The organism is Mameliella sp. LZ-28 (assembly GCF_012274245.1).
In the GTDB taxonomy this organism is placed as follows: Bacteria; Pseudomonadota; Alphaproteobacteria; order Rhodobacterales; family Rhodobacteraceae; genus Antarctobacter; species Antarctobacter albus.
This window is the reverse complement of sequence record NZ_JAANYX010000034.1, coordinates 401,107-423,152: the sequence shown is the minus strand read 5'-3', so window position 1 is coordinate 423,152 and position 22,046 is coordinate 401,107. Positions and strand designations below refer to the sequence as shown.

Genomic DNA, 22,046 nt, shown 5'->3' with positions numbered 1-22,046 from the left:
TTCATGTCCCTTGCCGATGCGGCCCGCGCCGTGCGCGAAAACGCCTATACGCCCTATTCCAATTTCAAGGTGGGGGCCGCGCTGCGCACGCCCTCGGGGGCGGTCTATGTCGGATGCAACGTCGAGAACGTCGCCTACCCCGAAGGCACCTGCGCCGAGGCGGGGGCAATCGCGGCGATGGTGGCGGCGGGCGAGACCGAGATCGCCGAAGCCTATGTCATCGCCGACAGCGCGCATCCGGTGCCCCCCTGCGGTGGCTGTCGGCAGAAACTGTTCGAGTTTGCCAAGGGGCACACGCCGGTGACGCTGGCCACGCTGGACGGGGTCGAAGAAAAGGTGACCGTGGCGGACCTGCTGCCCGGTGCCTTTGCCAACAGCCACATGGACCGCGCGTGATGGACGCAAGGCGGGTCATTGCCGAGTTGCGGCGGGGCGAGGACCCGTCGCCGCGCGACCTGGCCTGGTTCGCGCAGGGCCTGGCCGATGGCACGGTCAGCGCGGCCCAGGGCGGGGCCTTCGCGATGGGTGTCTGCCTGCGCGGCCTGTCCGAGGCCGGGCGCGTGGCACTGACGCTGGCGATGCGGGATTCGGGCCATGTGCTGGACTGGGACCTGGACGCGCCGGTGGTGGACAAGCATTCGACCGGCGGTGTGGGCGATTGCGTCAGCTTGGTGCTGGCGCCCGCGCTGGCCGCCTGCGGGGTCTACGTGCCGATGATTTCCGGCCGGGGGCTGGGCCATACCGGCGGCACGCTGGACAAGTTGGAAGCGATCCCCGGCTATTCGGTCGGCGTGGACGAGGCCATGTTGCGGCACGTGGTGGGCGATGTCGGCTGCGCCATCGTCAGCGCCTCTGCCGACATCGCGCCCGCCGACAAGCGGCTGTACGCGATCCGCGACGTGACGGCGACGGTCGAGAGCCTCGACCTGATCACCGCCTCTATCCTGTCCAAGAAACTGGCCGCCGGGCTGCAGTCGCTGGTGCTGGACGTCAAGACCGGCTCCGGCGCCTTCATGAAGTCCCCCGACGAGGCGCGCGCGCTGGCCGAGGCATTGGTGAGCACCGCCAATGCCGCCGGGTGCCCCACGACCGCGCTTATCACCGACATGTCGCAACCGCTGGCCCCCGCGCTGGGCAACGCGCTGGAGGTTGATGTTTCGATGGCGGTGCTGACGGGCGAGGCGACGGGGCCGCTCCTGGAGCTCAGCATTGCGCTGGGGTCTGAGCTGCTGACCACCGCCGGGATCGAGGGGGGCGAGGCCAAGCTGCGCAAGGCCATCACCAGTGGCGCGGCGGCGGAACGGTTTGGCCGCATGGTCTATGCCCTTGGCGGGCCGCTGTCCTTTGTCGAGGACTGGCGGCGGTTTCTGCCCGAGGCCACGGTGATCCTGGAGGTGCCCGCCCCCGCCGACGGCGTGGTGACGGCGATGGACGGCGAGGCGCTGGGCCTCGCCGTGGTCGACCTGGGCGGCGGGCGCCGGGTCGAGACGGACATGGTGGACCCGGCGGTGGGCCTGTCGGACATGGTGCGCCTGGGGGACAGGGTCCGCCGGGGGCAGCCGCTGTGCCGCGTGCACGCGGCGCGCGAGGGACAGGCGGCGGCAGCGGCGCAGGCGGTTCTGGAGGCGATCACGCTGGGCGAGAGTGCGCCCGCCGCGACGCCTCTGATTCTGGAACGGGTGAGCTGATGCGGGCCTTTCTGGTGGTCATGGATTCAGTCGGCATCGGCGGGGCGCCGGATGCGGCCAGCTATTTCAACGACAGCGTGCCCGATACCGGCGCCGATACGTTGGGCCATATCTTTGACGCCTGCGCGCGGGGCGCGGCAGAGGAAGGGCGCAGCGGGCCGCTGCACCTGCCCACCCTGGCCGGGCTTGGCCTGTACCAGGCCGCCGACCTGGCCTCTGGTGGCGCCCGCGCCGGGGATCAACCCGTGACCGGCCTATGGGGGGCGGCCACGGAAGTCTCGAAGGGCAAGGACACGCCCTCTGGCCACTGGGAACTGGCCGGCCTGCCGGTGCCCTGGGACTGGCATTATTTCCCCGACAGGGTGCCCGCCTTTCCGCAGGATCTGACCGACGAGGTCTGCCGCCTTGCCGGCACCGATGGTGTGCTGGCCAATTGCCACGGCTCCGGCACCGTCATGCTGGACCAGTTCGGCGAGGAGCATCTCCGCACCGGCAAACCGATCTGCTACACCTCCGCCGACAGCGTCTTTCAGATCGCCGCGCATGAGGAGTACTTTGGCCTCGACCGGCTGCTGACGCTCTGTGCCGATCTGGCGCCGACCCTGCACGCGATGAAGGTGGGCCGGGTGATCGCGCGGCCCTTTGTCGGTGGACCCGGCAGTTTCACCCGCACCGGCAACCGGCATGACTATGCGATCAAGCCGCCGCAACCGATCCTGACCAACTGGGTGCAGGAGGCGGGCCGCCGGGTCTACGCGGTGGGCAAAATCGGCGACATCTTTTCCATGAGCGGCATCGACGAGGTCCGCAAGGGCGACGATGCCAGCCTGATGCGGCACCTGTCGGACCTGGTGGATGAGGCCGAGGAGGGCTCGCTCACCTTTGCCAATTTCGTCGAGTTCGACAGTCTGTACGGCCACCGCCGCAACGTCTCGGGCTATGCGCGGCACCTGGAATGGTTCGACGCGGAACTGGCCCGCCTACTGCCGCGGCTGCGCGAGGGCGATCTGATGCTGATCACCGCCGACCACGGCAACGACCCGACATGGACCGGCACGGATCACACCCGCGAACGGGTGCCGGTGCTGATCGCCGGTCGGGGCGACGGCAGCATCGGGCAGGTAGGGTTTGCGGATGTGGCGGCCAGTATCGCCGCGCATCTGGATGTGCCGGCCCAAGGGCCGGGAAGGAGTTTCCTGTGAAAGACGAAGACGAGCGCCGCCCGATCACGGACGAGGAACAGCTGGACCGCATCGCGCGTCTGCCCAAGGTCGAACTGCACCTGCATTTCGAGGGCGGTGCGCCGCCCGCCTTCATCCGTGGGCTGGCCAAGCAGAAGAAGGTCGACATCGCGCGGATCTTCAACGAGGACGGGTCGTACGCCTACCGCGATTTCTGGCATTTCCTCGAGGTTTACGAGGCGGCGACCTCTGTCCTGAAAACCCCCGAGGATTTCGCCCGCCTCTGCACCGCCGTGCTGGAGGAAAGCGCGAAGAACGGCGTGGTCTATTCGGAAACCTTTCTCAGCCCGGATTTCTGCGGTGGCGGCGATCTCGGCGCCTGGCGTGAATACCTGCAGGCGATCCGCGAGGCGGCAGAGGCGGCGGAACGCGACATGGGCGTGACCCTGCGCGGCGTGGTCACCTGCATCCGCCATTTCGGCCCGGAAAAGGCCAAGCGCGCGGCGTTGTGTGCGGCGGAAACCGCCGGCGACTGGCTGGTGGGCTTTGGCATGGCGGGGGACGAGAAACAGGGCAAGCAACGCGACTTTGCCTATAGTTTCGACATGGCGCGCGAAGCGGGGCTGCGGCTGACCAGCCATGCGGGCGAATGGAACGGCCCGCAGGAGGTGCGCGAGGCGGTCGAGGATCTGCGGGTCGAGCGCATCGGCCACGGCGTGCGCGCCGCGCCCGATCTGGCGGTGGTCGACATGCTGGCCGAGCGGGGGATCACGCTGGAGGTCTGCCCGGGGTCCAATGTCTTCCTTGGGGTCTATCCCGCGCTCAGGGCACATCCCATCGACATGCTGCGCAAACGGGGCGTGAAAGTCACCGTTTCGACCGATGATCCGCCATTCTTCCATACCAGCATGCGGCAAGAGTACCTTGGCCTTGCGCGCGCCTTTGGTTGGGACGAAGAGATATTCGCAGAGATCAACCGCACCGCCCTTGATGCCGCATTCTGCGACGCGGCCACGAAAGAGGCGGTCCTGAAGAAACTGGAGCAGGCATGAGCGAGACCCTTACGATCGTCAAACACCCGCTGGTTCAGCACAAGCTGACCCTGATGCGCGAAAAGGACACCTCGACCGCCAGCTTCCGGCGGCTGTTGCGGGAAATCAGCCTGCTTCTGGCCTATGAGATCACGCGTGATCTGCCCCTGTCGGAGCGACGCATCGAGACGCCCCTGTGCGAGATGGACGCGCCGGTGATCGAGGGCAAGAAACTGGCGCTGATCTCGATCCTGCGGGCGGGCAATGGCCTGCTGGACGGCATCCTGGAGCTGGTCCCGGCGGCGCGGGTCGGCTTTGTCGGGCTCTACCGCGATGAGGAGACGCTGCAGCCGGTCCAATATTACAACAAGCTGCCGACGCAGATGAACTCTCGCCTTGCGATCGTGGTGGACCCGATGCTGGCCACTGGCAATTCCTCGGCCGCTGCCGTCGACCTGGTGAAACAGGCAGGCGCCACTGACATCCGCTTTCTCTGCCTACTGGCGGCGCCCGAGGGGGTTCAGCGCATGGCAGAGGCGCATCCGGACGTGCCGGTCGTCACCGCCGCGCTGGACGAGCGGCTGAACGAAAAAGGCTATATCGTGCCGGGCCTCGGTGACGCGGGCGACCGGATGTTCGGCACCAAATAGAGGCGCAGGCGGCAGGGCGGGCGCAACTCTTGGGACAGGCGCCTCGCCAGCCATGAAAGACACCGGGAAAACCTCCCGTTTTCGGCAGGCCCTTCTGTGGACAACTCGGGCAGCCTAAGGTTTTCAAGGCTTTACAGGTCATGTTTTGACGCGGTACTCTGCTGGGTATCATCTGTGGGGACAGACATGACCTTGAAAACGCTCTCTATTTTTGCGCTTGCCGTTTCCGGATTCGGAATTTTCTCTCTGCCAGCGGCGGCGCAAACCTCCGCCCGGGACGTCCCGGCCAACTTTCCGCCCGCCTCTTACACGGGGCGCCAGTTCGTCGATAACCGGGGCTGTGTCTATGTGCGCGCCGGCTATGACGGGGCGGTGACCTGGGTGCCGCGCGTCTCGCGCCAGCGTGAGCAGATCTGCGGCCAGACACCGACCTTCGGATCGCAAAAGGTGGCCGAGCCTGCCGCGCCGGCGCCCACCACGACCAAGCCGGTCCAGATCACGGCGACACCGCCTGCCGCTGCCCCGGCCCCGGTGCGCACGACGACCACGGCCCCCGCCGCCAAGCCGCGCGCCACCGTCCGCGCTGCCAAGCCGATGGCGGCACAACAGCCGCGCGTCGTCCGCCGCGTGCCCAAAGCCGCCGCACCGGTTGCAAAGGCCCCCGCGCCCCAGGCCGCACCGGGCGAATATGCCTGCGTCAACGGCGAGACCTTCCGCGTCGTGAACGGGATGAAGCTGCGCGCCAGCTGCGGCCCGCAGACGGCGCCCCATGCCACCATCATCCGCCGTGGCGAGGCGCCCGCGCCGGGCAAGAACGTCTACTACAACAAGAACAGCTGGGACGGCAGCAGCCTGAGCCTGCCGCCGGAAACGCGCATCGTGCCCAGACATGTCCTCGAGGAGCAGGACACCCAGGTCGCGCATGTCCCGACGGGCTATCGCCCCGCCTGGAGCGATGACCGGCTGAACCCCTACCGCGCCTGGCAGACCGTCAAGGGCCATCAGGACACCCAAAAGGTCTGGACCAACACCGTTCCGCGCAAGCTGGTCGTCCAGGCCCGCCGCCACGAGGTCAAGCCGCCGGTCATCGCTGGCCGGGCCAAGTCGCCCCTGCCGCTGACCGCCATCGTCGCCTCCAGCGGCAAGGCGCCCAAGTCGACTGGGGAACCTGAGGTCAAGGTGGGCCGCTGGATCGAGGTCGGGGCCTTTACCACGTCGGACAAGGCCCGGTATGCGGCGCATCGGCTGCAATCCTCGGGTCTCAGCGTGCGCATGGCGAATGTCAGCCGCAACGGGCAGGACCTGTCGTTGCTGCGGGTTGGGCCTTATGCCTCTTTCGATGAGCTGAAGATGGCGCTGCGCCGGGTCCACGGCACCGGGTATACCCAGGCCTACATCCGCTGAACGCAATCCATCGCGATCCTTCGACGCCCGCGTGCCCTCGGCAGGCGGGCGTTTTCCTTTGGGTCGCCTTGTCAGGCTCTCAGGCGCCGCAGATCCCCTGCAGGCGCACCCAGTCCGCATCGCTCAGCACCTGCCGGCTGCCGTCGCCGGCGCGGGGGTCCGCCTCGATCAGCGCAAGCGTCCGCTCTCCGGTGATGTCCAGCGCATAGGCAAAGGGCGTGCTGCGGATCTCGGCGCGGTCAAAGGCGGCGATCAGGGGATCGACCGGCGGCAAGGCAGGCGTTTCGGCCATGAGGTATTCGGCATAGGACGATAGTGCGCCATCGGGCAGGGCGCCCGTCGTCAAGAGCCGCAGGCTGGCCACCAGTCCCGCGTGATCCAGCAGCGCGGCCAGCGGATCGGTTTCCGAGGCCCGCACTGCCTCGGTCAGCACAAAGCCCGCCGCGACGTCGGGATCCTCGAAATCCTCGACGACCCCGTGGTTCAGCAGGACGATCCCGCCGGGCAGATGCGCGCTGACCCGCGCGCCGCCGGGCAGGATCACGATCCGCCCGCGGGTGAGCAGGCGGTTGGCCAGCCGGTCCAGCGGTTGCTGCGCATCCCGCGTGGCGCAAGGTTTGCCCGCGACCCTCTCGATATGCTGCAAGAGGTTGTTGCCGATCTCGACCCGCTTGACCGGCGGCACCACGGTTACCGCGTAGCGTTCCAGCGCATCCGGCACCCAGAAGATGGCCGCCGCCGCGATCGCGGCGAGGGTGCCGCCCGTCAGCAGGAACCGCAGCTTGCCGGGGCGCGGACGGCGCCGGTCGATGGCACGCAGCAGCCGGTCGATCCCGTTGATCATCTCGCTCTCGGAGCCGTCCAGTTCCAGCGTTTCCTCGGGCGCGTTGTCGGGATGGTAGATGGCCGGAATATCCTTGCCGTTGGCCCGGTTGACCGCCCCCAGGGACCAATGCGCCAGCGCGGTGCCATTGATGTCCGAAAGCGTCAGGGTCGCCTCGCCCAGGGACACGATCACCTCGCGTCGCTGCTCGTCCGGCGACGGACGCCAGAGGCCGGTCGCTTCGAGACGGGAAAACTGTTTCAGGGCGGTCATCGGGGCCTGCTCTGCCTCGCGTTTTCGCGACGCTAGCACGGGGCGCGGGGCTGGGCAATCTGGCCCGCGTAGCGGACGGGACGATCAGCTGACGATGGAGACGCTGTAGGTGCTGAAGGCCCGATCCCGCACCGGGATCAACTGCTGGTACTCGTCGCTGTCGAACAGGGCATGGACCGCCGCGATGTCGGGGTATTCGACCACCATGATCGCCTCGGCGGGCTTTTCGCCCACCACCACATCGCCCACCGGGAAATGCTGCGATAGCTTGCCGCCCACCTTTTCCAGCAGCGGCAAGGCCGTCGCCATGTAGGTCTGGTAGGCGTCCATCTGCTCCGGGTCGGGCGTCAGGCAGGCAATGACGTAAACACTCATCTATCCCCCCAAGGGTCGGCAAAGGCAATTGTATCTGAGGACACAACATGCCCTGGCCGATGGGAAGATAATATTTCGCTACAGCATTTGAGGGCGTGACAAAGATGACGCTAGGTCACCCCAACGATTTGGCCGCCTCGCGCAGGGCGAATTTCTGGATCTTGCCGGTCGAGGTCTTGGGCAGCTCCTGGAAGACCACGGCCTTGGGCGTCTTGAACCCGGCCAGCCGCTCGCGGGCATAGGCGACCAGGTCGGCCTCGGTGACCTCGTGCCCGTCTTTCAGCTCGACGAAGGCGCAGGGCACCTCGCCCCATTTCTCGTCCGGCTTGGCGACCACGGCGCACAGCAGTACCGCGTCATGGCCCATGAGAACGCCCTCGACCTCGACGGACGAGATGTTCTCGCCGCCCGAGATGATGATGTCCTTGGCCCGGTCGGCGATCTGCAAGTAGTTGTCCGGGTGCATCACGGCGATGTCGCCGGAATGGAAATAGCCGCCGGCGAAGCTTTCCGACGTTGCCTTGGGGTTCTTGTAATAGCCCTTCATCACGCCGTTGCCGCGGAACTTGATCTCACCCTTGGTTTCGCCGTCCCGGGTGACATCCGTCCCGGCCTCGTCATGGACGGTGATGTCCTCCATGAAGGGCATGGCGACCCCCTGGCGGGCCTTTATGGCTGCGCGTTCGTCGCCCCTTGTCGGCTCCCATTCGGCTTTCCAGGTGCATTCCGTGGCCGGACCGTAGGTTTCGGTCAGCCCGTAGACCTGCGTCACGTTGAACCCCATCGGCTCGATCTTGGCCAGGGTGGCGGGGGCGGGCGGGGCGCCGGCGGTAAAGACCTCGACCACATGGTCGAATTCGCGCCGCTCGGACTCGGGCGCGTTGATGAGCGTGTTCAGGACGATCGGCGCACCGCCGAAATGGGTCGCGCCCTCGTCCGCGATGGCGTCATAGATCGCCTTGGCGCGGATCTCGCGGCAGCAGACGATGGTGCCGCCCAGCGCGGGCATCATCCAGGTGTGGCACCAGCCGTTGCAGTGGAACAGTGGCACGATGGTCAGGTAAACCGGGTGCAGCACCATGCGCCAGGACAGGATCTGCCCCATCGCGTTCAGGTAGGCGCCGCGGTGGTGATAGACCACGCCCTTGGGCCGCCCGGTGGTGCCCGAGGTATAGTTGAGCGCAATGCTCTCCCATTCGTCCTCTGGCATGATCCAGTCGAACTCGGGGTCGCCGGTTTCAAGGAAGGCCTCGTAGTCGGTGTAATGGCCGTGGCCATGCACGCCGGCGTGGTCGTCTGCGACCTCGACGATCATGGGCGGCTCACCTTCCATGATCTCGGTCGCCTCGGCGAGGATGGGGAGGAACTGGGGATCACACAGCACGACCTTGGCGCCGCCGTGGTCGAGGATATAGGCCACGGTGGTCACGTCCAGCCGGGTGTTGATCGCGTTCAGGATGGCACCACAGGCGGGCACGCCGAAATGCGCCTCGGCCTGGGCGGGGATGTTGGGCAGCATGGTCGCCACCACGTCGCCGGGGCGGACGCCGGATTGCGCCAGGGCAGAGGCCAGCCGCGTGACGCGGTTGATGTACTGGGCATAGGTCTTGCGGTGCGGGCCGTAGACCACGGCCAGGTGATCCGGCCAGATCGTGCCCGCGCGACGCAGAAAGCTCAGCGGGGTCAGCGGAACGAAATTCGCCGTGTTTTTGCCCAGTCCGGTTTCGTCAGCAAGCCAGCCCATGAGATCCTCCGTTGCCAGGTTTCGGGCGGACTATGCGCAAGAAAGTTGCGCAAGAAAAGCCCCGTTCGGAGGAGCATTTCGCCACGGTGATCGTCCGGAGGGTGCCGCGCTATCGCCTTTCCTCCGGATCGGGTCCTAGTCTAACCTGACGCAATGATCCTGTCGCCCGGTCGCCGGTATATCTTTGTCCATATCCCCAAGACCGGCGGCACCTCGATGGCGCTGGCGCTGGAGGCGCGCGCGCATCGGGACGACATCCTCATCGGAGACACGCCCAAGGCGCGGCGGCGGCGGCCCCGGGCCAAGGCATTGGCGGAACGCGCGCAGGGGCGGATCTGGAAACATTCGACCCTTGCGGATCTCGACGGTGCGCTGACCGCCGAGGAGATCGCGGGGATGTTCTGTTTCTGCCTTGTCCGCAACCCCTGGGACCGGGTGGTCAGCTATTATCACTGGCTGCGCGAACAGGCGTTCGACCATCCCGCCGTGACCCTGGCCAAGGCGCATGATTTCGGGGGTTTCCTGCGCCAGGGGCATACGCAGGCCACGCTGGGCGCCTGGCCCTACGCGCGGTACATGCGCGACGCCGGGGGGCGTGAGCATGGGCATTTCCTGCGCCTGGAACAGCTTGATGCGGACATGGCGCCGCTGGTCGCGCATCTTGGGTTCCGGCCCGAGGTGCCGCACGAGAACCGCTCGGACCGGCGGGCGGACCATGCCGGGTATTACGACGCCGAAACCCGCGCCATCGTGGCCGAGGTCTGTGCCGAGGACATCGCGCGCTTTGGCTATCGCTTTGGCGCGCAGGGCTGACCCGTCCCGCGATCAGGGGCAGACGCCGCCGATGTTGAGATACTGGCCATAGACCCAGCCGTTCGGGTTGGCCGCGCCCCAGAGCGGATTCAGGCAACGGCCCGACATGCATTGCACCTGGTACCAGCTGCCCGATCGGTTCCAGACCGCGATTTCATCGCCCAGGTACAGCTCGCCGATCTGCTGGTAACGCGAGCCGGGGCCGGTGCGCACCGCCAGGAACCCGTTTCCGGTGGCGTGGTTGTATTGGCTGATCGGGCGCAGGCCGACGACCCAGCCGGTGCAATCCCCGGCCCGGGCCTGCGGGGCGACGGTGGTCAGCAGGGCTGCGGCGGTTAGGGCCAGTAAACGTGTCATGTCATGAACTCCTGTCGCAAGGGGGCGCCGGGGGCGGCGCATGTAAAGTCATGCACCGATTCCGGGACACGTCCTTGACCTGCGTCAGAGAGCCGGGGCGCGCCTCAGCGCAGGGGTTCGAACCGCGCGTCCGTCATCCGGCAGTCCCGTACCACGTCCCGGCCGCAGGGCACCGGGTCCAGCCCCTTGGACAGGCAGATGCGCACCTCCTGGATGTGGCCATCCCGGCAGGTGACGGTGATCATGTCCGGCTCCAGCTGCGGATTGGCCTTGATGAAGGCCTCTTCGACCAGCGAGGCGGGCAGGGTCACGGATTTGTCCAGCTTGCGAAAGGCCTCGGGGCGGGTGATCTTGCCATAGGCCTCACGCGAAAGCGCGTAGTATTGCGCCGCCGAAAGGCCGGAACAGACGCCGTGTTTCTTCCACTGGTGCCAGGCCAGCCCGCCAGAGCCCATGATGTCGGTCATCTCGCCGGTCATGCGGCGCGAGGGGGCGCGTTCCACCGTCGGGCAGTAGTCGGGCCAGCCGCGGTGATATTGCGGCCAGAGCCCGTGCAGCAGCCAGCCGGCGTCGCTCTCGCATTGCTCGGCGTTGCGGGCGTCGCCCTCAAGCACGCACCAGTTCGGGGACCAGCTGAGCGCCATGACGTAGTAGTCGAACTCTCCCGCCCGGTCGCCGTCTGCACGCAAACTGCTGCCGATGGACAGGGCGGCCAGCAGCAGAACACTCATCAATCGCATTTTCACTTCCCCTTTGACTGCGAGATCACTATATAGACGCCGAGTTTCCCGACAACGGTAACCCGCTCCGCCCGCCGGAGCCGCCCTTGGCCCCCGACCGGCCTCGGGCCGCGCAGGAGGCATGCCAGCGGGTCCCGCAAGACCAAGGAGTATTGAAATGTCCAAGCTGCTGCACCCCAAGGCGACCGCCGTCTGGCTGGTGGACAACACCACGATGACCTTCAAGCAGATCGCCGATTTCACCGGATTCCACGAGCTTGAGATCCAGGGCATCGCCGATGGCGACGTGGCCACGGGCGTCAAGGGCTTTGACCCGGTTGCCAACAACCAGCTGGAACAGAGCGAGATCGACAAGGCCGAGAACAACCCGCTGCACAAGCTGAAGCTGAAGCACAACCCGGCCGCCCGCGACGAGGAAAAGCGTCGAGGCCCCCGCTATACCCCGCTGTCCAAGCGGCAGGACCGCCCGAACGCGATTCTCTGGCTGGTGAAATTCCACCCGGAACTGGCCGACAGCCAGATCGCCAAGCTGGTCGGCACGACCAAGCCGACGATCCAGTCGATCCGCGAGCGCACCCACTGGAACATCCAGAACATGCAGCCCATCGATCCGGTCGCCCTGGGCCTGTGCAAGCAGTCCGAGCTGGACGCGGCGGTGGCCAAGGCGGCCAAGGACCTGGCCAAGGTCATGACCGACGACGAGCGCCGCAAGCTGGTCTCGACCGAGCAGAGCCTGGAGATGGAGCCGGAACCGCGCCTGCCTTCGGCCATCGAGGGACTCGAGACCTTCAGCCTGTCCGATCCGCGCGGCGAGGAGGACGACGAGGAAGACAGCAAGAGCGACAACGATTACCTCGACGCCGACAGCTTCTTCAACCTGCCCGGTGGCGGCAAGGACGAGGACGACGAAGACGAGGACCGCTGAGGTCCGGCGGGGCGCCGCTTCTGGCCCTCCGGGCCAGATCGCCCCGCCCGCCGTCCCACTGACAGGCGCCCCCACCGGGGCGTCTTTTTTGCTTGCCCCCTTCGATTACCCCCGGGGGCCTGCGGACGTGCCTCAGAACTGCATGCCCAGCTTGATCCCCCAGGAGGTATTGTCGTCCGCGTCGCGCGAGACCTCGAAGCGGCCTTTCAACCCGTTGCCGCCGGTCGCAAAGCTGGCCCCCAGGGCCAGGGCATTGCCGCCGCTGACGTCGTCCGCGTCGAAGGTGGTGCTGGCGCCGCCGACCGAAAAGGTGATGTCGTCGGGAGTGCCGCCGAAGCTGGTCAGGGCCAGGTAAGGGCGCATCGACATGTCGTTCACCTGCATCGGCAGGCCCATTTCGACGCGCAGCGCGGTGGTGGTTGTCGTCCGTTCGCTGATCTTGCCCCCGGCCAGGCCGGACAGGTCGTGGCGCTCTGTCTTGTGGCGCAGGTAGTCGCCCTGCATCACCAGGTCGATGCCGTAGCCTGCGGTCGGGTTCTGCCACAAAAGGCCCCCGCCGCGCAGGCTGATCCCCAGCAGCTGGCCGTCGAAATCGGCGCTGCCGGTATGGCTGTCGGGGCTGTTGATCTTGTTGTGGGTCCGCCCGGCATAGAGCGCGGCGTCATAGCTGAACCGCCCGCGCTCTCCGGTCAGGCCAAGACCCACGAAATACGATCTGATCCGCGTTTCGGTAACTCCGTCGTCGAGGTCGCTGGCGCCCTGGCCGTAGCCCACGAAGGGAGAGATCCCCTGCCAGCCGGTGCCAAAGCCCACCGCGATACCACGGCTGGCATAGTCGGCCCCCTGGGAGCTGTCCGGCGCGATGGTGCCCGCGTTGGCGAAGGTGCCCAGCCAGGGCCCCCGGGCCACCTGGAAGTCCAGCACGCTGCCGCCGATCCCCATGCCCAGTTCCCGCGACAGCCGGTCCGGGGACGAGACCGGTGCCTCGTCCACGACGATCAGCGTCGGCGCGGTGACCACGGCCGCAGGTTTCGCCCCGGGCGCGGGCGCTGCATTCAGCAGGACAAAGCCGCCGCCCCGAACGGTGATCGTTTCTGGCACGGTGGTGCCGAAGGTCAGCACCTGCGACCGGCGGGTCATGACGGCCAGCGTGTCAAGGCCTGCGCCCATCTCGATGGCGCCGGAAACCACGCTGCCGTCCAGCAGGCGCAGGATGTCGTCGCCGCCGCCCAGGTTCACCGCGACACCGCCGCGCCCGATCAGCGTGCCGGAATTCACGATTTCCTGCACGGCGAGGTCGGCGGCATCGGTGTTGATGGCGATATTGCCCTCGATATGGCCGGTGTTGCGGACAAAGGAGGGGCCGGCGGCGGGGGCGTCGAAATCGATTCCGTCCTCGGCGCCGAGGCTGATCAGCCTTCCGTGGTTGGTGATCTTGCCGCTGTCCAGGTCGATGGCATCCTGGTCTCCGGTCGACTGGATCAGGCCGGAGTTGAAGATGTCCGCGAAGTTGCCCGCGTTCACGCCGTCGTCGCCAGCGATCACGGTGCCGGTGTTGGCGACCTGCGCGTAATCGACGTTGACGTTGATGCCCTCGTCCGGTGCGGTGATCGTGCCGTTGTTGATGACCAGCGGGCGTTCCTCCAGCTGTACGCCGTCGTCGTCAAGGCTGGTGATCACGCCGTTGTTGATCACCACGCCATTGTCGTCGATGTTGATGCCGTCGCCACCGACACCGATCACCGTGCCGTTGTTGGTGACAAGGACATCGTTGTCGCCCTGGATGCCGTGATCTCCCGGCCCGCGTACGAAACCGTCGTTGACGATGGTCACGCCGTCATCCACCCGCAGCCCCCGGTCGCCGCCGTCGATCACTCCGGTCGGGGTGATGGTGATGGTGCCGTCATCGAAGCCGTTATCCTCGATCCCCAGGCCGCTGCCGGCGCAGATCACGTCGTCGCCGTCCGCGGGATCGGAGGGCAGGCAGGCCGACTGGGCAAAGGCGCCCGCAGGCAGAAGGGCCATCAGCGCGGCGGCAAGGGCAAGGGGGGAAACGCGGTTCATGGAGAATCCTGGAGTCACTTGGTGATAATCGCGGAGGCCAAGGCCTCCTGTCGGGCGCGGCTACGCCGCGATTGTAACAGTTTCATGTGCGGGGGCGTGAACCCGGCGGCCCCGCGTGCCGGCGCGGCAAACGGGCAACTCCGGGTTTCGGTCACAGCCGTTTGCGCGCGTTCAGCGCGGCGGTGATGGTGCCATCGTCGAGGTAATCCAGTTCGCCGCCGATGGGCACGCCCTGCGCCAGCGAGCTGAGCTGGACGCCCCGGTCTTCCAGCTGGTCGGCGATGTAATGGGCGGTGGTCTGACCGTCGATGGTGGCGTTCAGCGCCAGGATCACCTCTGTCACGCCCTCGGCCCCGATCCGTTGCAGCAGTTGCGGGATGCGCAGGTCCTCTGGTCCGACGCCGTCCAGCGCAGACAGCGTACCGCCAAGGACGTGATAGCGCCCCTTGAAGGTGCCGCCACGTTCCATTGCCCAGAGATCGGCGACCTCCTCGACCACGCAGAGCAGCCCGTTGGCGCGCCCTTCGTCGGCGCAGATGGGGCAGATGTCCGAGGTGCCGACATTGCCGCAGTTCAGGCATTCGCGGGCGCGTTCGGCCACGTCCGCCATTGCCTTGGCCAGCGGCGCCAGCAGGATCGCCCGCTTGCGGATCAGGTGCAGGACCGCGCGGCGGGCAGAGCGGGGGCCAAGCCCGGGCAAGCGGGCCATGAGGTCGATCAGGTGCTCGATCGGGTTGGCGTCACGGGCCATGTCAGGGGGCCTCGCCCGGCAGCGGGATACGGGTCACGTCAAACCCCTCGGCGCGCAGCAGTTCGATCATGCCGTTTTCGCCGGGCAGGTGGAAATTGCCGACCCCGATGAAAACGCCGCCTTCGCGCAGCGCGTCGCGGGCGGCGTTCACGAAGTCCTCGTTGCGCTCATCAACCAGGTATTCGGTCATCCGGGCATAAAGCGCGGGCCCCTCGTTGCCCAGGGCTGCTGTCACCTGCGCCTCGTCCCAGGCCATCATCAGGCCGACCCGCCCGGTCCGGTAAAGCGCCAGCGCGGTGGCGCGCGCCTCGGGGGTGGCGCCGGGCATCAGGTAGACGGCGTAGGTGCCGATGATCGCGCGGGCCAGATCCTCGTTTCCGGGGGTGTTCAGCTTGGCCGACAGCCGGTCGCTGTCTTCCAGCGGCAGGACGGGGATGCCCTCGATATGGGCGAGCGTCTGCAGATAACTGTCCTGAGAGGGCAGGACCCCGGCAGAGAAATCCTCGCACGGATCGTAAAGCAGCAGTTCGGCCAGGGTGCCCAGCTTCAGTTCCGGCAGGGCGTCGGGGGACCAGCCGAGGGCACGCAGGCGCGTGACAAGGTGTTCTTCGAACCGCGCCGGCAACTCCAGGTCGCGGTAGGCCGTGACCGATCCATCCCTGCGATAGACATCGTCGCCGCGCATGTAAGCGTCATGGCTTTCGCGGTCCGGAAAGGTCGGGTCGATTTCCAGCCCCAGCCGGTCGGCGCTGGCCAGTGCCTCGCGCACGGCGGCGGGCAGGCCCAGCACGCTGCGGTGGCTGCTGTGCATCGTCCCCCAGAGATGGGAGACGCCGCCACCCGGTGCCGTGATGCGCCAGAACCGCCCGGTGGCATGGGGGATGGCGGCGGCGCGCGCCTCCAGTTCGGCCCGGCCCTCGGGGGCAAAGACCTCGTCGTGAATCTCGATCCGGGGCGGAAAGCAGAGCTCGCGCGTGGCCCAGTCCTGCGCCACGACCGGGGCCGCGGCGACAAGCAGGCCAAGGCAGGCGATCCCGCCGCGCAGCAGATCCCGACCCCGCCCCGGCATGGATCAGAACGGCAGCTTCATGTCGGCCGGCAGGCCCATTTCCTGGGTCAGCTTCTGCATCTCGGACTGTGCGCGCTCGCTGGCGCGGGCCTGCGCGTCCTTGATCGCGGCCAGGATCAGGTCCTCGGCCACTTCCTTTTCGGACGGGACAAAGATCGAGGGGTCGATTTCAAGGCCCGTCAGTTCGCCCTTGGCGGTGGCGGTCGCCTTGACCAGCCCGGCGCCGGATTCGCCGGTCACGGTCATGCTGGCCAGGTCTTCCTGCATCTGGGCCATCTTGCCCTGCATTTCCTGCGCCTGTTTCATCATCTTGGCCATGTCGCCAAGTCCGCCCAAACCTTTCAGCATGTTCTGTCTCCCGATTAGATGGACCGCCGACCTGATGGCGCGGTGTGAAGGATGCTTGGTCTACATATCGCAGCCACGGCGGCAATGAACAAGCCGCAGGCGCGCCGTCAGGCCGCGTGAGCGGCGAATTGGCGCCGCAGCGGGCGCGCGGTGACCAGCCTTATTCCTCGAAAGGATCCCATTCGTCCTCGACCTCGGGCAGGGCCTCTTCCAGCGCCTCAGTCGCGGCTTCCTGCGCGGTTCGGATATGGGTGATCGTCGCTTTCGGAAAGGCGGCCAGCGCGGCCTGCACAAGCGGGTGTTCCTGCGCCTTGGCCTTCAGCGCCAGTTCGGCGGCGTCGCGTTTCTCGACCACCGTGGGTGTCTCGCAGCCGTTGACCAGGATCACCGCCCAGCGATTGCCGGTCCAGCGTTGCAAGGCCGCGCCCAGCCGTTGCGCCAGATCGGGGGCGGCGTCGTCGGTGGGGGTGAACTCGATCCGGCCCGGCTGATAGGCGGCAAGGCGCACCGATCCCTCGACCTCGACCAGCAGCTTGACGTCGCGGTTGGCGCGGATCAGCTCGAGCACATGGTCGAAGGTGGGGTAGCGGGCCAGCGCCTCGGCGGCCTCGGTGGCAAGAGCCGTGACGGTCCCGCCGGAATGACCGCCGCCGCCGGCGCGTGGCGCATGGGCCTGTGGCGCGTGGGTCATGCCGCCGGAGGGGCCGGCAGGCGCGCCGCCGGGACCGCCGTTCGGCGCGGGCGGCGGCGGGCTGTCCTGCAGCTTGCGCATCAGTTCCTCGGGCGAGGGGCCCTCGGCCACATGGGTCAGGCGGATCACAGCCATCTCGGCGGCCATCATCGCCGAAGGCGCGTTCGAGACCTCCTCGATGGCCTTCAGCAGCATCTGCCAGGCCCGCGCCAGCGCCCGCATCCCCAGGCCATCGGCAAAGGCCTGCCCGCGCCCGCGTTCGTCGGGGGACACGGTGGGATCGTCGGCGGCCTCGGGCGTGATCTTGACCACGGAAATCCAGTGCGTCAGCTCGGCCAGGTCGCGCAGCACCGCCAGCGGGTCGGCACCATCGGCATATTGCGCCGACAGTTCCTCGAGCGCGCCTGCCGCGTCACCGCGCATGATGCGCTCGAACAGGTCCATGACCCGGCCCCGGTCGGCCAGGCCCAGCATGGCGCGCACCTGTTCGGCTGTGGTTTCCCCGGCGCCATGCGAAATCGCCTGGTCCAGCAGCGAGGTCGCGTCCCGCGCGGACCCTTCGGCGGCGCGGGTGATCAGCGCCAGCGCCTCGTCGGTGATCTCTGCCGCTTCGGCCTTGGCGATCTTGCGCAAGAGGCCGATCATGTCCTCCGGCTCGATCCGGCGCAGGTCGAAACGCTGGCAGCGTGACAGGACCGTGACCGGCACCTGCCGAATCTCTGTCGTGGCAAAGATGAATTTCACATGGCTGGGCGGTTCCTCCAGCGTCTTCAAGAGCGCGTTGAACGCGCTCTTGGACAGCATGTGCACCTCGTCGATGATGTAGATCTTGTAGCGTGCGCTGGCCGCCCGGTAGTGCACGCTGTCGATGATCTCGCGGATGTCGTTCACGCCGGTCCGGCTGGCGGCGTCCATCTCGAGGATGTCGACGTGGCGGCCTTCCATGATCGCGACGCAATGTTCGCACTTGCCGCAGGGGTCCGTCGTCGGCCCGCCGTTGCCGTCCTCGCCGATGCAGTTCATGCCCTTGGCGATGATCCGCGCGGTCGTGGTCTTCCCGGTGCCGCGGATGCCGGTCATGATGAAGGCCTGGGCGATCCGGTCGGCGGCAAAGGCGTTCTTCAGCGTGCGCACCATCGCGTCCTGCCCGACGAGATCGGCAAAGGTCTCGGGGCGGTACTTGCGGGCGAGCACCTGGTAGGCGGGGGCGTCGGTCATGGGGGTCCTGTCTGGTGTTGCGGCCAAGGTAAGCGCTGCGCGCCGGGCCGTCCACCGCCCTCTGACGGCAAGCGCGCAGGCAAGGCTTGATTTCCGCGCGGCGACGCGGCACATCTGGGGCAGGGCCGCTTGCCGGGGGCCTCCTGATCCGCGGAAAGCACCTGCGCCGGCCCATATGGAAGACCACCGATCATACGGTTTTCTCTGGCCCGACATGGCGGATCGCGGGCAGTGACGGAGGAACCCGATCATGACCGAGCTTTCCCTCGATTCCCTGCGCCTTGAGGCCAAGCGCCTGCACCGTGCCTATGTCGCGCGCGAGGTCTGGGCCCTGCAGCGCCTGCAACAGCACCCGCCACGGCGCGCACCCGACACCCCGCGCCGCGCCGATTTCCTGCACGTCATCGCGCAGGAAAACGGTTTTCCCAGCTGGCCGCGTCTGAAACTCGCCGCCGAAACCACGGGGCTGGACCGCGCCGCGAAACTGCAACGGCTGAAGATCGCGCTGTTTCACGGCCAGACCCCTGCGGTCGAGGCGCTTCTGGCCGATACGCCCGACCTGGCGGATGGTGTCTTTGGCCTGGAATGCGCGCTTTACCGGCGCGAGGCGGTGGCCGCCGCACTGGCGCGCGATCCCGGCCTGGCCACGCGGCCCCTCGGGCCTCGGACACCGATCCTGCACCTGGCCTTTTCGCGCTGGTTCAAGGCCCGCCCCGAGCTTGAGGGCGACATGCTGGCGGTGGCCGACCTGTTGCTGGCGCATGGGGCCGACGTGAATGATGGCTACCCGGCCGCTGAGGGAGAGGATCACCTGCTCTCGGCGCTCTACGGTGCCATCGGCCACGCGGACAACATGGTGCTGGGCCGCTGGCTGCTGGACCACGGCGCCAACCCCAACGACAACGAGTCGCTCTACCACGCCACAGAACTGGGCCATCACGAAGGACTGCGGATGCTGCTGGAGGCGGGTGCCGATCCGCATGGCACCAACGCGCTGCTCCGGGCGATGGATTTCCACGATCACGCGGCGGTCGAGATGCTGCTGGCGCACGGCGCGCGGCCGGATGACTTCAATCCGGACGAGGTCGGCGGAGAGGCGCCCTGGGTGGTGCCCGCGTTGCACCAGGCGGCCCGGCGGGGCTGTGACCGGCGCATGGTGGACCTGCTGCTGGGGGCGGGCGCCGACCCGGCGCGCACCTGGCAGGGGGCCACGGCCTATGCCTATGCCCGGGTGCATGGCAACCATGCTGTCGCGGAGGCGATCGAGGCGCGCGGTGCCGCGACCCCGCTCAGCCGCGAGGAAGCCCTGCTGGCCCGCGCTGCCGAGGGGCAGGACAGCCCGGGCGAGTACATCGACCCGGCACGCCTGGCCCCGGCCTACGCCAACATTTTGCGTGAGACGTTGCACCTGCCGGACAGGTTGCCGGTGCTGGAACGGCTGGTGGCGCTGGGTCTGCCCTGGGATCTGCCGGACGGCATGGGCGTGACGCCCGTGCAGGCGGCGGGCTGGGAAGGCCTGCCCGAGGTCATGGGGTTCTTCCTGCGGCTGAAGCCGGACCTGTCCCATGTCAACGGCTATGGTGGCACGCTGTTGAGCACGATCCTGCACGGGGCCGAAAACGCGCCCGATCGCGCCGGCCGGGATCACATCGGATGCCTGGAACGGGCCCTGCATCACGGCGTTGCCCTGCCTCGTCGCGAGATCGGCTTTGCCGGTCGAGAAGACATTCGCGCCTTTCTCGAGGACTGGGCCGAGTCGCATCCCGGGCAGGTTGTCTGAGCCGGTCCGCGCCTTCGGGCGCGGGCCTTTGCGTGGCATTCTGAACGCACAACGTGAAAAACTGGCCGCAAGTGCCCGACTCTGGTGGGGATTGCCGGCTGTCTGCGGCCCGAATCGCTAGGCCGGTCTGGACATGCGTGTATTATCCCCGTTGGCGGAAATCCGCGGCCGTTGGGGCGGTCGCCGGCGCCGTCGCTGCCGATTGGGGAGACATTGCATGGTCGAGGATGAGCAGAAAGCAGCCGGCACCGCCGGGCCTGTGGTTCTGCATGTCCTGCCCGTGGGGGGCGGCATCCTTGCCTTTTCCCAGCTGCCCGGCACCGGGGGTGACTATCGCGGCGATCTGGAACACCTGTCCAGCTGGCGCCCGGCGATGGTGATTTCCCTCGTCAGCCATGTCGAGATGCTGGAGGCCGGGGCCAAGACCCTTGGCCAGGACGTACAGGACAAGGGCACGCGCTGGGTGCACATGCCGATCAAGCGCGGCGAGGCGCCCAATGCCACCGTCGAAGAGGACTGGCCAAAGGTCAGCACGCAGGTTCGCAAGGCGCTGCTGGGCGGCGGGCGCGTCATGCTGCACAGCCGTGACGGCAAGGGCCGGTCGGGCATGATGGCCCTGCGCCTGATGATCGAGGCGGGAGAGGCCCCGGACGAGGCCGAGGCCCGTCTGCAATCGGTCCAGCGGGGAGCCTTTCTCGAATCCTGGCAACGCAACTGGTCTCTGCAGGCAGAGCGTGAGCCAGTGCCCTTCGTGCGGCACGCCCGGTCGGGCTGATCGGTTTGCAAACGGTTGGACCGGAAAGGCAACGGCCCGGCGCTTGCGCACCGGGCCGATTGAGGTGAGAGATTGCAACGACCCAAGCGGGGCTCGTTACGGCTGCTTCCTTCCGGACCTGACCGGGTTGGCGAGGCGCTTGCCCGCACAACCTCTCGACCGTCTATCTAAGACGCCGGCGCGGATTTTGCAATGGGGTGCGATGCACTCTCCCGTTTGCCGTGCGGGGCGTTTATGAGGGCGGGATGGACGAGACATTCGAGATTTTCGCAAGCGTGCCGCCGGGGCTGGAACCGCTCTTGCTGGACGAGGTGCGCGCGGCGGGTTTCGCGCAGCCTGCGCAGGTGCCGGGCGGCGTGACCTTTCAGGGCGGCTGGCCCGAGGTGGCGCGGGCCAACCGTGAACTGCGCGGGGCGGGGCGGGTCCTGGCGCGCTTTGCCAGTTTCCGGGCGATGCACCTTGCGCAGCTGGACAAGCGGGCGCGGAAACTGGACTGGGCGGCCGTGCTGCGCCCTGATGTGCCGGTGCGGGTTGAAGTGACCTGCCGCAATTCCAGGATCTACCACGACCGCGCGGCGCGGCAGCGCGTCGAAGGCGCCATCGCCGAGACGGTGGGCGCGCCGGTCCTGAAAGAAGCCTCGGACGAGGCGGTGCGCATCATGCTGCGGATCGAGGACGATCTGGCGGTGTTTTCCGTCGAGACCTCGGGCGAACCGCTGCACCGGCGGGGCCTCAAGCAGCAGGTGGGCAAGGCCCCGATGCGAGAGACGCTGGCGGCGCTTTTCCTTCGCGCCAGCGGCTACGACGGGTCCGAACCTGTGGTGGACCCGATGTGCGGGTCCGGCACCTTTGTCATCGAGGCGGCAGAGATTGCCGCCGGGCTGGCACCCGGGCGGGCGCGGAGCTACGCCTTCGACCGTCTGGCGGTCGAGGTGTCCGAAGCGCCGCAGCCGGTGCGGCGCGAGGTCGGCGCGCGGTTCTACGGATCGGACCGGGACGACGGGGCGATCCGGATGAGCCAGGCCAATGCCGAACGGGCGGGGGTTGCGGATCTCTGCACCTTCACCCGCGCGGCGATCAGCGACCTGCAACGGCCCGAGGGGCCGCCGGGGCTGGTCATGGTGAACCCGCCCTACGGCGCGCGGATCGGCAACCGCAAGCTGCTGTTTGCGCTATACGGTACGCTTGGCGCCGTCCTGCAGGACCGCTTTGCGGGCTGGCGGCTGGGCATGGTGACCTCTGACGGGGGGCTGGCCAAGGCCACTGGCCTGCCCCTGGACGCCGGCCCGCCGGTGAGTTTCGGCGGGCTCAAGGTCAAGCTTTACCAGGCGCGTCTCTAGCGGGCC

General features: G+C 67.6%; 21 protein-coding genes and 1 other RNA gene. 11 read left to right on the top strand and 11 right to left on the bottom strand.

Annotated features, from left to right (window positions below; translation table 11 throughout):
* Window positions 1-3: 3 nt before the first annotated feature.
* From G9Q80_RS22200 to G9Q80_RS22175, 6 genes are all read left to right on the top strand, one after another.
* Window positions 4-396 carry a cytidine deaminase gene (locus G9Q80_RS22200; RefSeq protein ID WP_043135829.1) on the top strand — a complete coding sequence of 131 codons (393 nt, stop codon included), beginning with the start codon at window positions 4-6 and terminating at the stop codon, window positions 394-396.
* A complete protein-coding gene (locus G9Q80_RS22195; RefSeq protein ID WP_088715105.1) occupies window positions 396-1,688 on the top strand; it encodes a thymidine phosphorylase in 1,293 nt (430 codons plus the stop codon). Before G9Q80_RS22200 ends, G9Q80_RS22195 begins: the two co-directional genes overlap by 1 nt.
* A complete protein-coding gene (locus tag G9Q80_RS22190) occupies window positions 1,685-2,890 on the top strand; it encodes a phosphopentomutase (RefSeq protein WP_184757152.1) in 1,206 nt (401 codons plus the stop codon). Before G9Q80_RS22195 ends, G9Q80_RS22190 begins: the two co-directional genes overlap by 4 nt.
* Window positions 2,887-3,921: an adenosine deaminase gene (locus tag G9Q80_RS22185; protein ID WP_082024503.1), complete on the top strand. Its 1,035-nt coding sequence runs from the start codon at window positions 2,887-2,889 to the stop codon at window positions 3,919-3,921. Before G9Q80_RS22190 ends, G9Q80_RS22185 begins: the two co-directional genes overlap by 4 nt.
* Window positions 3,918-4,550: a uracil phosphoribosyltransferase gene (gene upp / locus G9Q80_RS22180; protein WP_043135834.1), complete on the top strand. Its 633-nt coding sequence runs from the start codon at window positions 3,918-3,920 to the stop codon at window positions 4,548-4,550. Before G9Q80_RS22185 ends, upp begins: the two co-directional genes overlap by 4 nt.
* A 186-nt stretch (window positions 4,551-4,736) precedes the next feature.
* The gene (locus tag G9Q80_RS22175) at window positions 4,737-5,954 is read left to right on the top strand and encodes an SPOR domain-containing protein (protein ID WP_088715107.1); all 1,218 of its coding nucleotides are present in this window, start codon (window positions 4,737-4,739) and stop codon (window positions 5,952-5,954) included.
* A 79-nt stretch (window positions 5,955-6,033) separates the two neighbouring features.
* On the opposite strand, the gene G9Q80_RS22170 is transcribed toward G9Q80_RS22175, so the two are convergent.
* The 3 genes from G9Q80_RS22170 to G9Q80_RS22160 form a co-directional block, all read right to left on the bottom strand.
* Window positions 6,034-7,050, bottom strand: a complete 1,017-nt coding sequence (locus tag G9Q80_RS22170; RefSeq protein WP_088715108.1) for a hypothetical protein — start codon at window positions 7,048-7,050, stop codon at window positions 6,034-6,036.
* An 84-nt stretch (window positions 7,051-7,134) separates the two neighbouring features.
* On the bottom strand, window positions 7,135-7,425 hold the full coding sequence (locus tag G9Q80_RS22165; RefSeq protein ID WP_074621021.1) for a DUF1330 domain-containing protein: 291 nt from the start codon (window positions 7,423-7,425) through the stop codon (window positions 7,135-7,137).
* A gap of 115 nt (window positions 7,426-7,540) precedes the next feature.
* Window positions 7,541-9,169 carry an AMP-binding protein gene (locus tag G9Q80_RS22160; RefSeq protein WP_088669495.1) on the bottom strand — a complete coding sequence of 543 codons (1,629 nt, stop codon included), beginning with the start codon at window positions 9,167-9,169 and terminating at the stop codon, window positions 7,541-7,543.
* 153 nt (window positions 9,170-9,322) lie between these two features.
* Here G9Q80_RS22160 and G9Q80_RS22155 point away from each other — a divergent pair, with 153 nt between their 5' ends.
* Complete coding sequence (locus G9Q80_RS22155; protein ID WP_088715109.1) at window positions 9,323-9,982, top strand: sulfotransferase family 2 domain-containing protein; 660 nt, start codon at window positions 9,323-9,325, stop codon at window positions 9,980-9,982.
* A gap of 12 nt (window positions 9,983-9,994) precedes the next feature.
* Here G9Q80_RS22155 and G9Q80_RS22150 read toward each other — a convergent pair whose 3' ends face one another.
* Entirely contained in the window at window positions 9,995-10,339 is a 345-nt protein-coding gene (locus G9Q80_RS22150) for an SH3 domain-containing protein (RefSeq protein ID WP_157903826.1), read from the bottom strand.
* 104 nt (window positions 10,340-10,443) lie between these two features.
* The gene (locus tag G9Q80_RS22145) at window positions 10,444-11,079 is read right to left on the bottom strand and encodes a ribonuclease T2 family protein (RefSeq protein ID WP_074621024.1); all 636 of its coding nucleotides are present in this window, start codon (window positions 11,077-11,079) and stop codon (window positions 10,444-10,446) included.
* 157 nt (window positions 11,080-11,236) lie between these two features.
* On the opposite strand from G9Q80_RS22145, the gene G9Q80_RS22140 reads away from it, so the two are divergent.
* Entirely contained in the window at window positions 11,237-12,004 is a 768-nt protein-coding gene (locus G9Q80_RS22140; protein ID WP_043135855.1) for a DUF1013 domain-containing protein, read from the top strand.
* Window positions 12,005-12,136: 132 nt separating this feature from the next.
* Here G9Q80_RS22140 and G9Q80_RS22135 read toward each other — a convergent pair whose 3' ends face one another.
* The 5 genes from G9Q80_RS22135 to G9Q80_RS22115 all read right to left on the bottom strand — a co-directional run bounded on the left by G9Q80_RS22135 (window position 12,137) and on the right by G9Q80_RS22115 (window position 18,145).
* The gene (locus tag G9Q80_RS22135; RefSeq protein WP_088715111.1) at window positions 12,137-14,068 is read right to left on the bottom strand and encodes an autotransporter outer membrane beta-barrel domain-containing protein; all 1,932 of its coding nucleotides are present in this window, start codon (window positions 14,066-14,068) and stop codon (window positions 12,137-12,139) included.
* 151 nt (window positions 14,069-14,219) lie between these two features.
* Window positions 14,220-14,819: a recombination mediator RecR gene (gene recR / locus G9Q80_RS22130; protein ID WP_043135864.1), complete on the bottom strand. Its 600-nt coding sequence runs from the start codon at window positions 14,817-14,819 to the stop codon at window positions 14,220-14,222.
* 1 nt (window position 14,820) lies between these two features.
* Entirely contained in the window at window positions 14,821-15,888 is a 1,068-nt protein-coding gene (locus tag G9Q80_RS22125; protein WP_088715112.1) for a TraB/GumN family protein, read from the bottom strand.
* Window positions 15,889-15,891: 3 nt separating this feature from the next.
* On the bottom strand, window positions 15,892-16,236 hold the full coding sequence (locus tag G9Q80_RS22120; protein WP_043135868.1) for a YbaB/EbfC family nucleoid-associated protein: 345 nt from the start codon (window positions 16,234-16,236) through the stop codon (window positions 15,892-15,894).
* 160 nt (window positions 16,237-16,396) lie between these two features.
* Window positions 16,397-18,145 carry a DNA polymerase III subunit gamma/tau gene (locus tag G9Q80_RS22115; protein WP_232788203.1) on the bottom strand — a complete coding sequence of 583 codons (1,749 nt, stop codon included), beginning with the start codon at window positions 18,143-18,145 and terminating at the stop codon, window positions 16,397-16,399.
* A gap of 250 nt (window positions 18,146-18,395) precedes the next feature.
* On the opposite strand from G9Q80_RS22115, the gene G9Q80_RS22110 reads away from it, so the two are divergent.
* Complete coding sequence (locus tag G9Q80_RS22110; RefSeq protein WP_088715114.1) at window positions 18,396-19,925, top strand: ankyrin repeat domain-containing protein; 1,530 nt, start codon at window positions 18,396-18,398, stop codon at window positions 19,923-19,925.
* A gap of 217 nt (window positions 19,926-20,142) precedes the next feature.
* A complete protein-coding gene (locus G9Q80_RS22105) occupies window positions 20,143-20,700 on the top strand; it encodes a protein-tyrosine phosphatase family protein (protein ID WP_052244194.1) in 558 nt (185 codons plus the stop codon).
* Window positions 20,701-20,760: 60 nt separating this feature from the next.
* Here G9Q80_RS22105 and ffs read toward each other — a convergent pair.
* Window positions 20,761-20,860, bottom strand: an RNA gene (ffs, locus tag G9Q80_RS22100) — signal recognition particle sRNA small type.
* Between the two features lie 85 nt (window positions 20,861-20,945).
* On the opposite strand from ffs, the gene G9Q80_RS22095 reads away from it, so the two are divergent.
* Window positions 20,946-22,040, top strand: a complete 1,095-nt coding sequence (locus G9Q80_RS22095; RefSeq protein WP_088715115.1) for a THUMP domain-containing class I SAM-dependent RNA methyltransferase — start codon at window positions 20,946-20,948, stop codon at window positions 22,038-22,040.
* Window positions 22,041-22,046 lie beyond the last annotated feature (6 nt).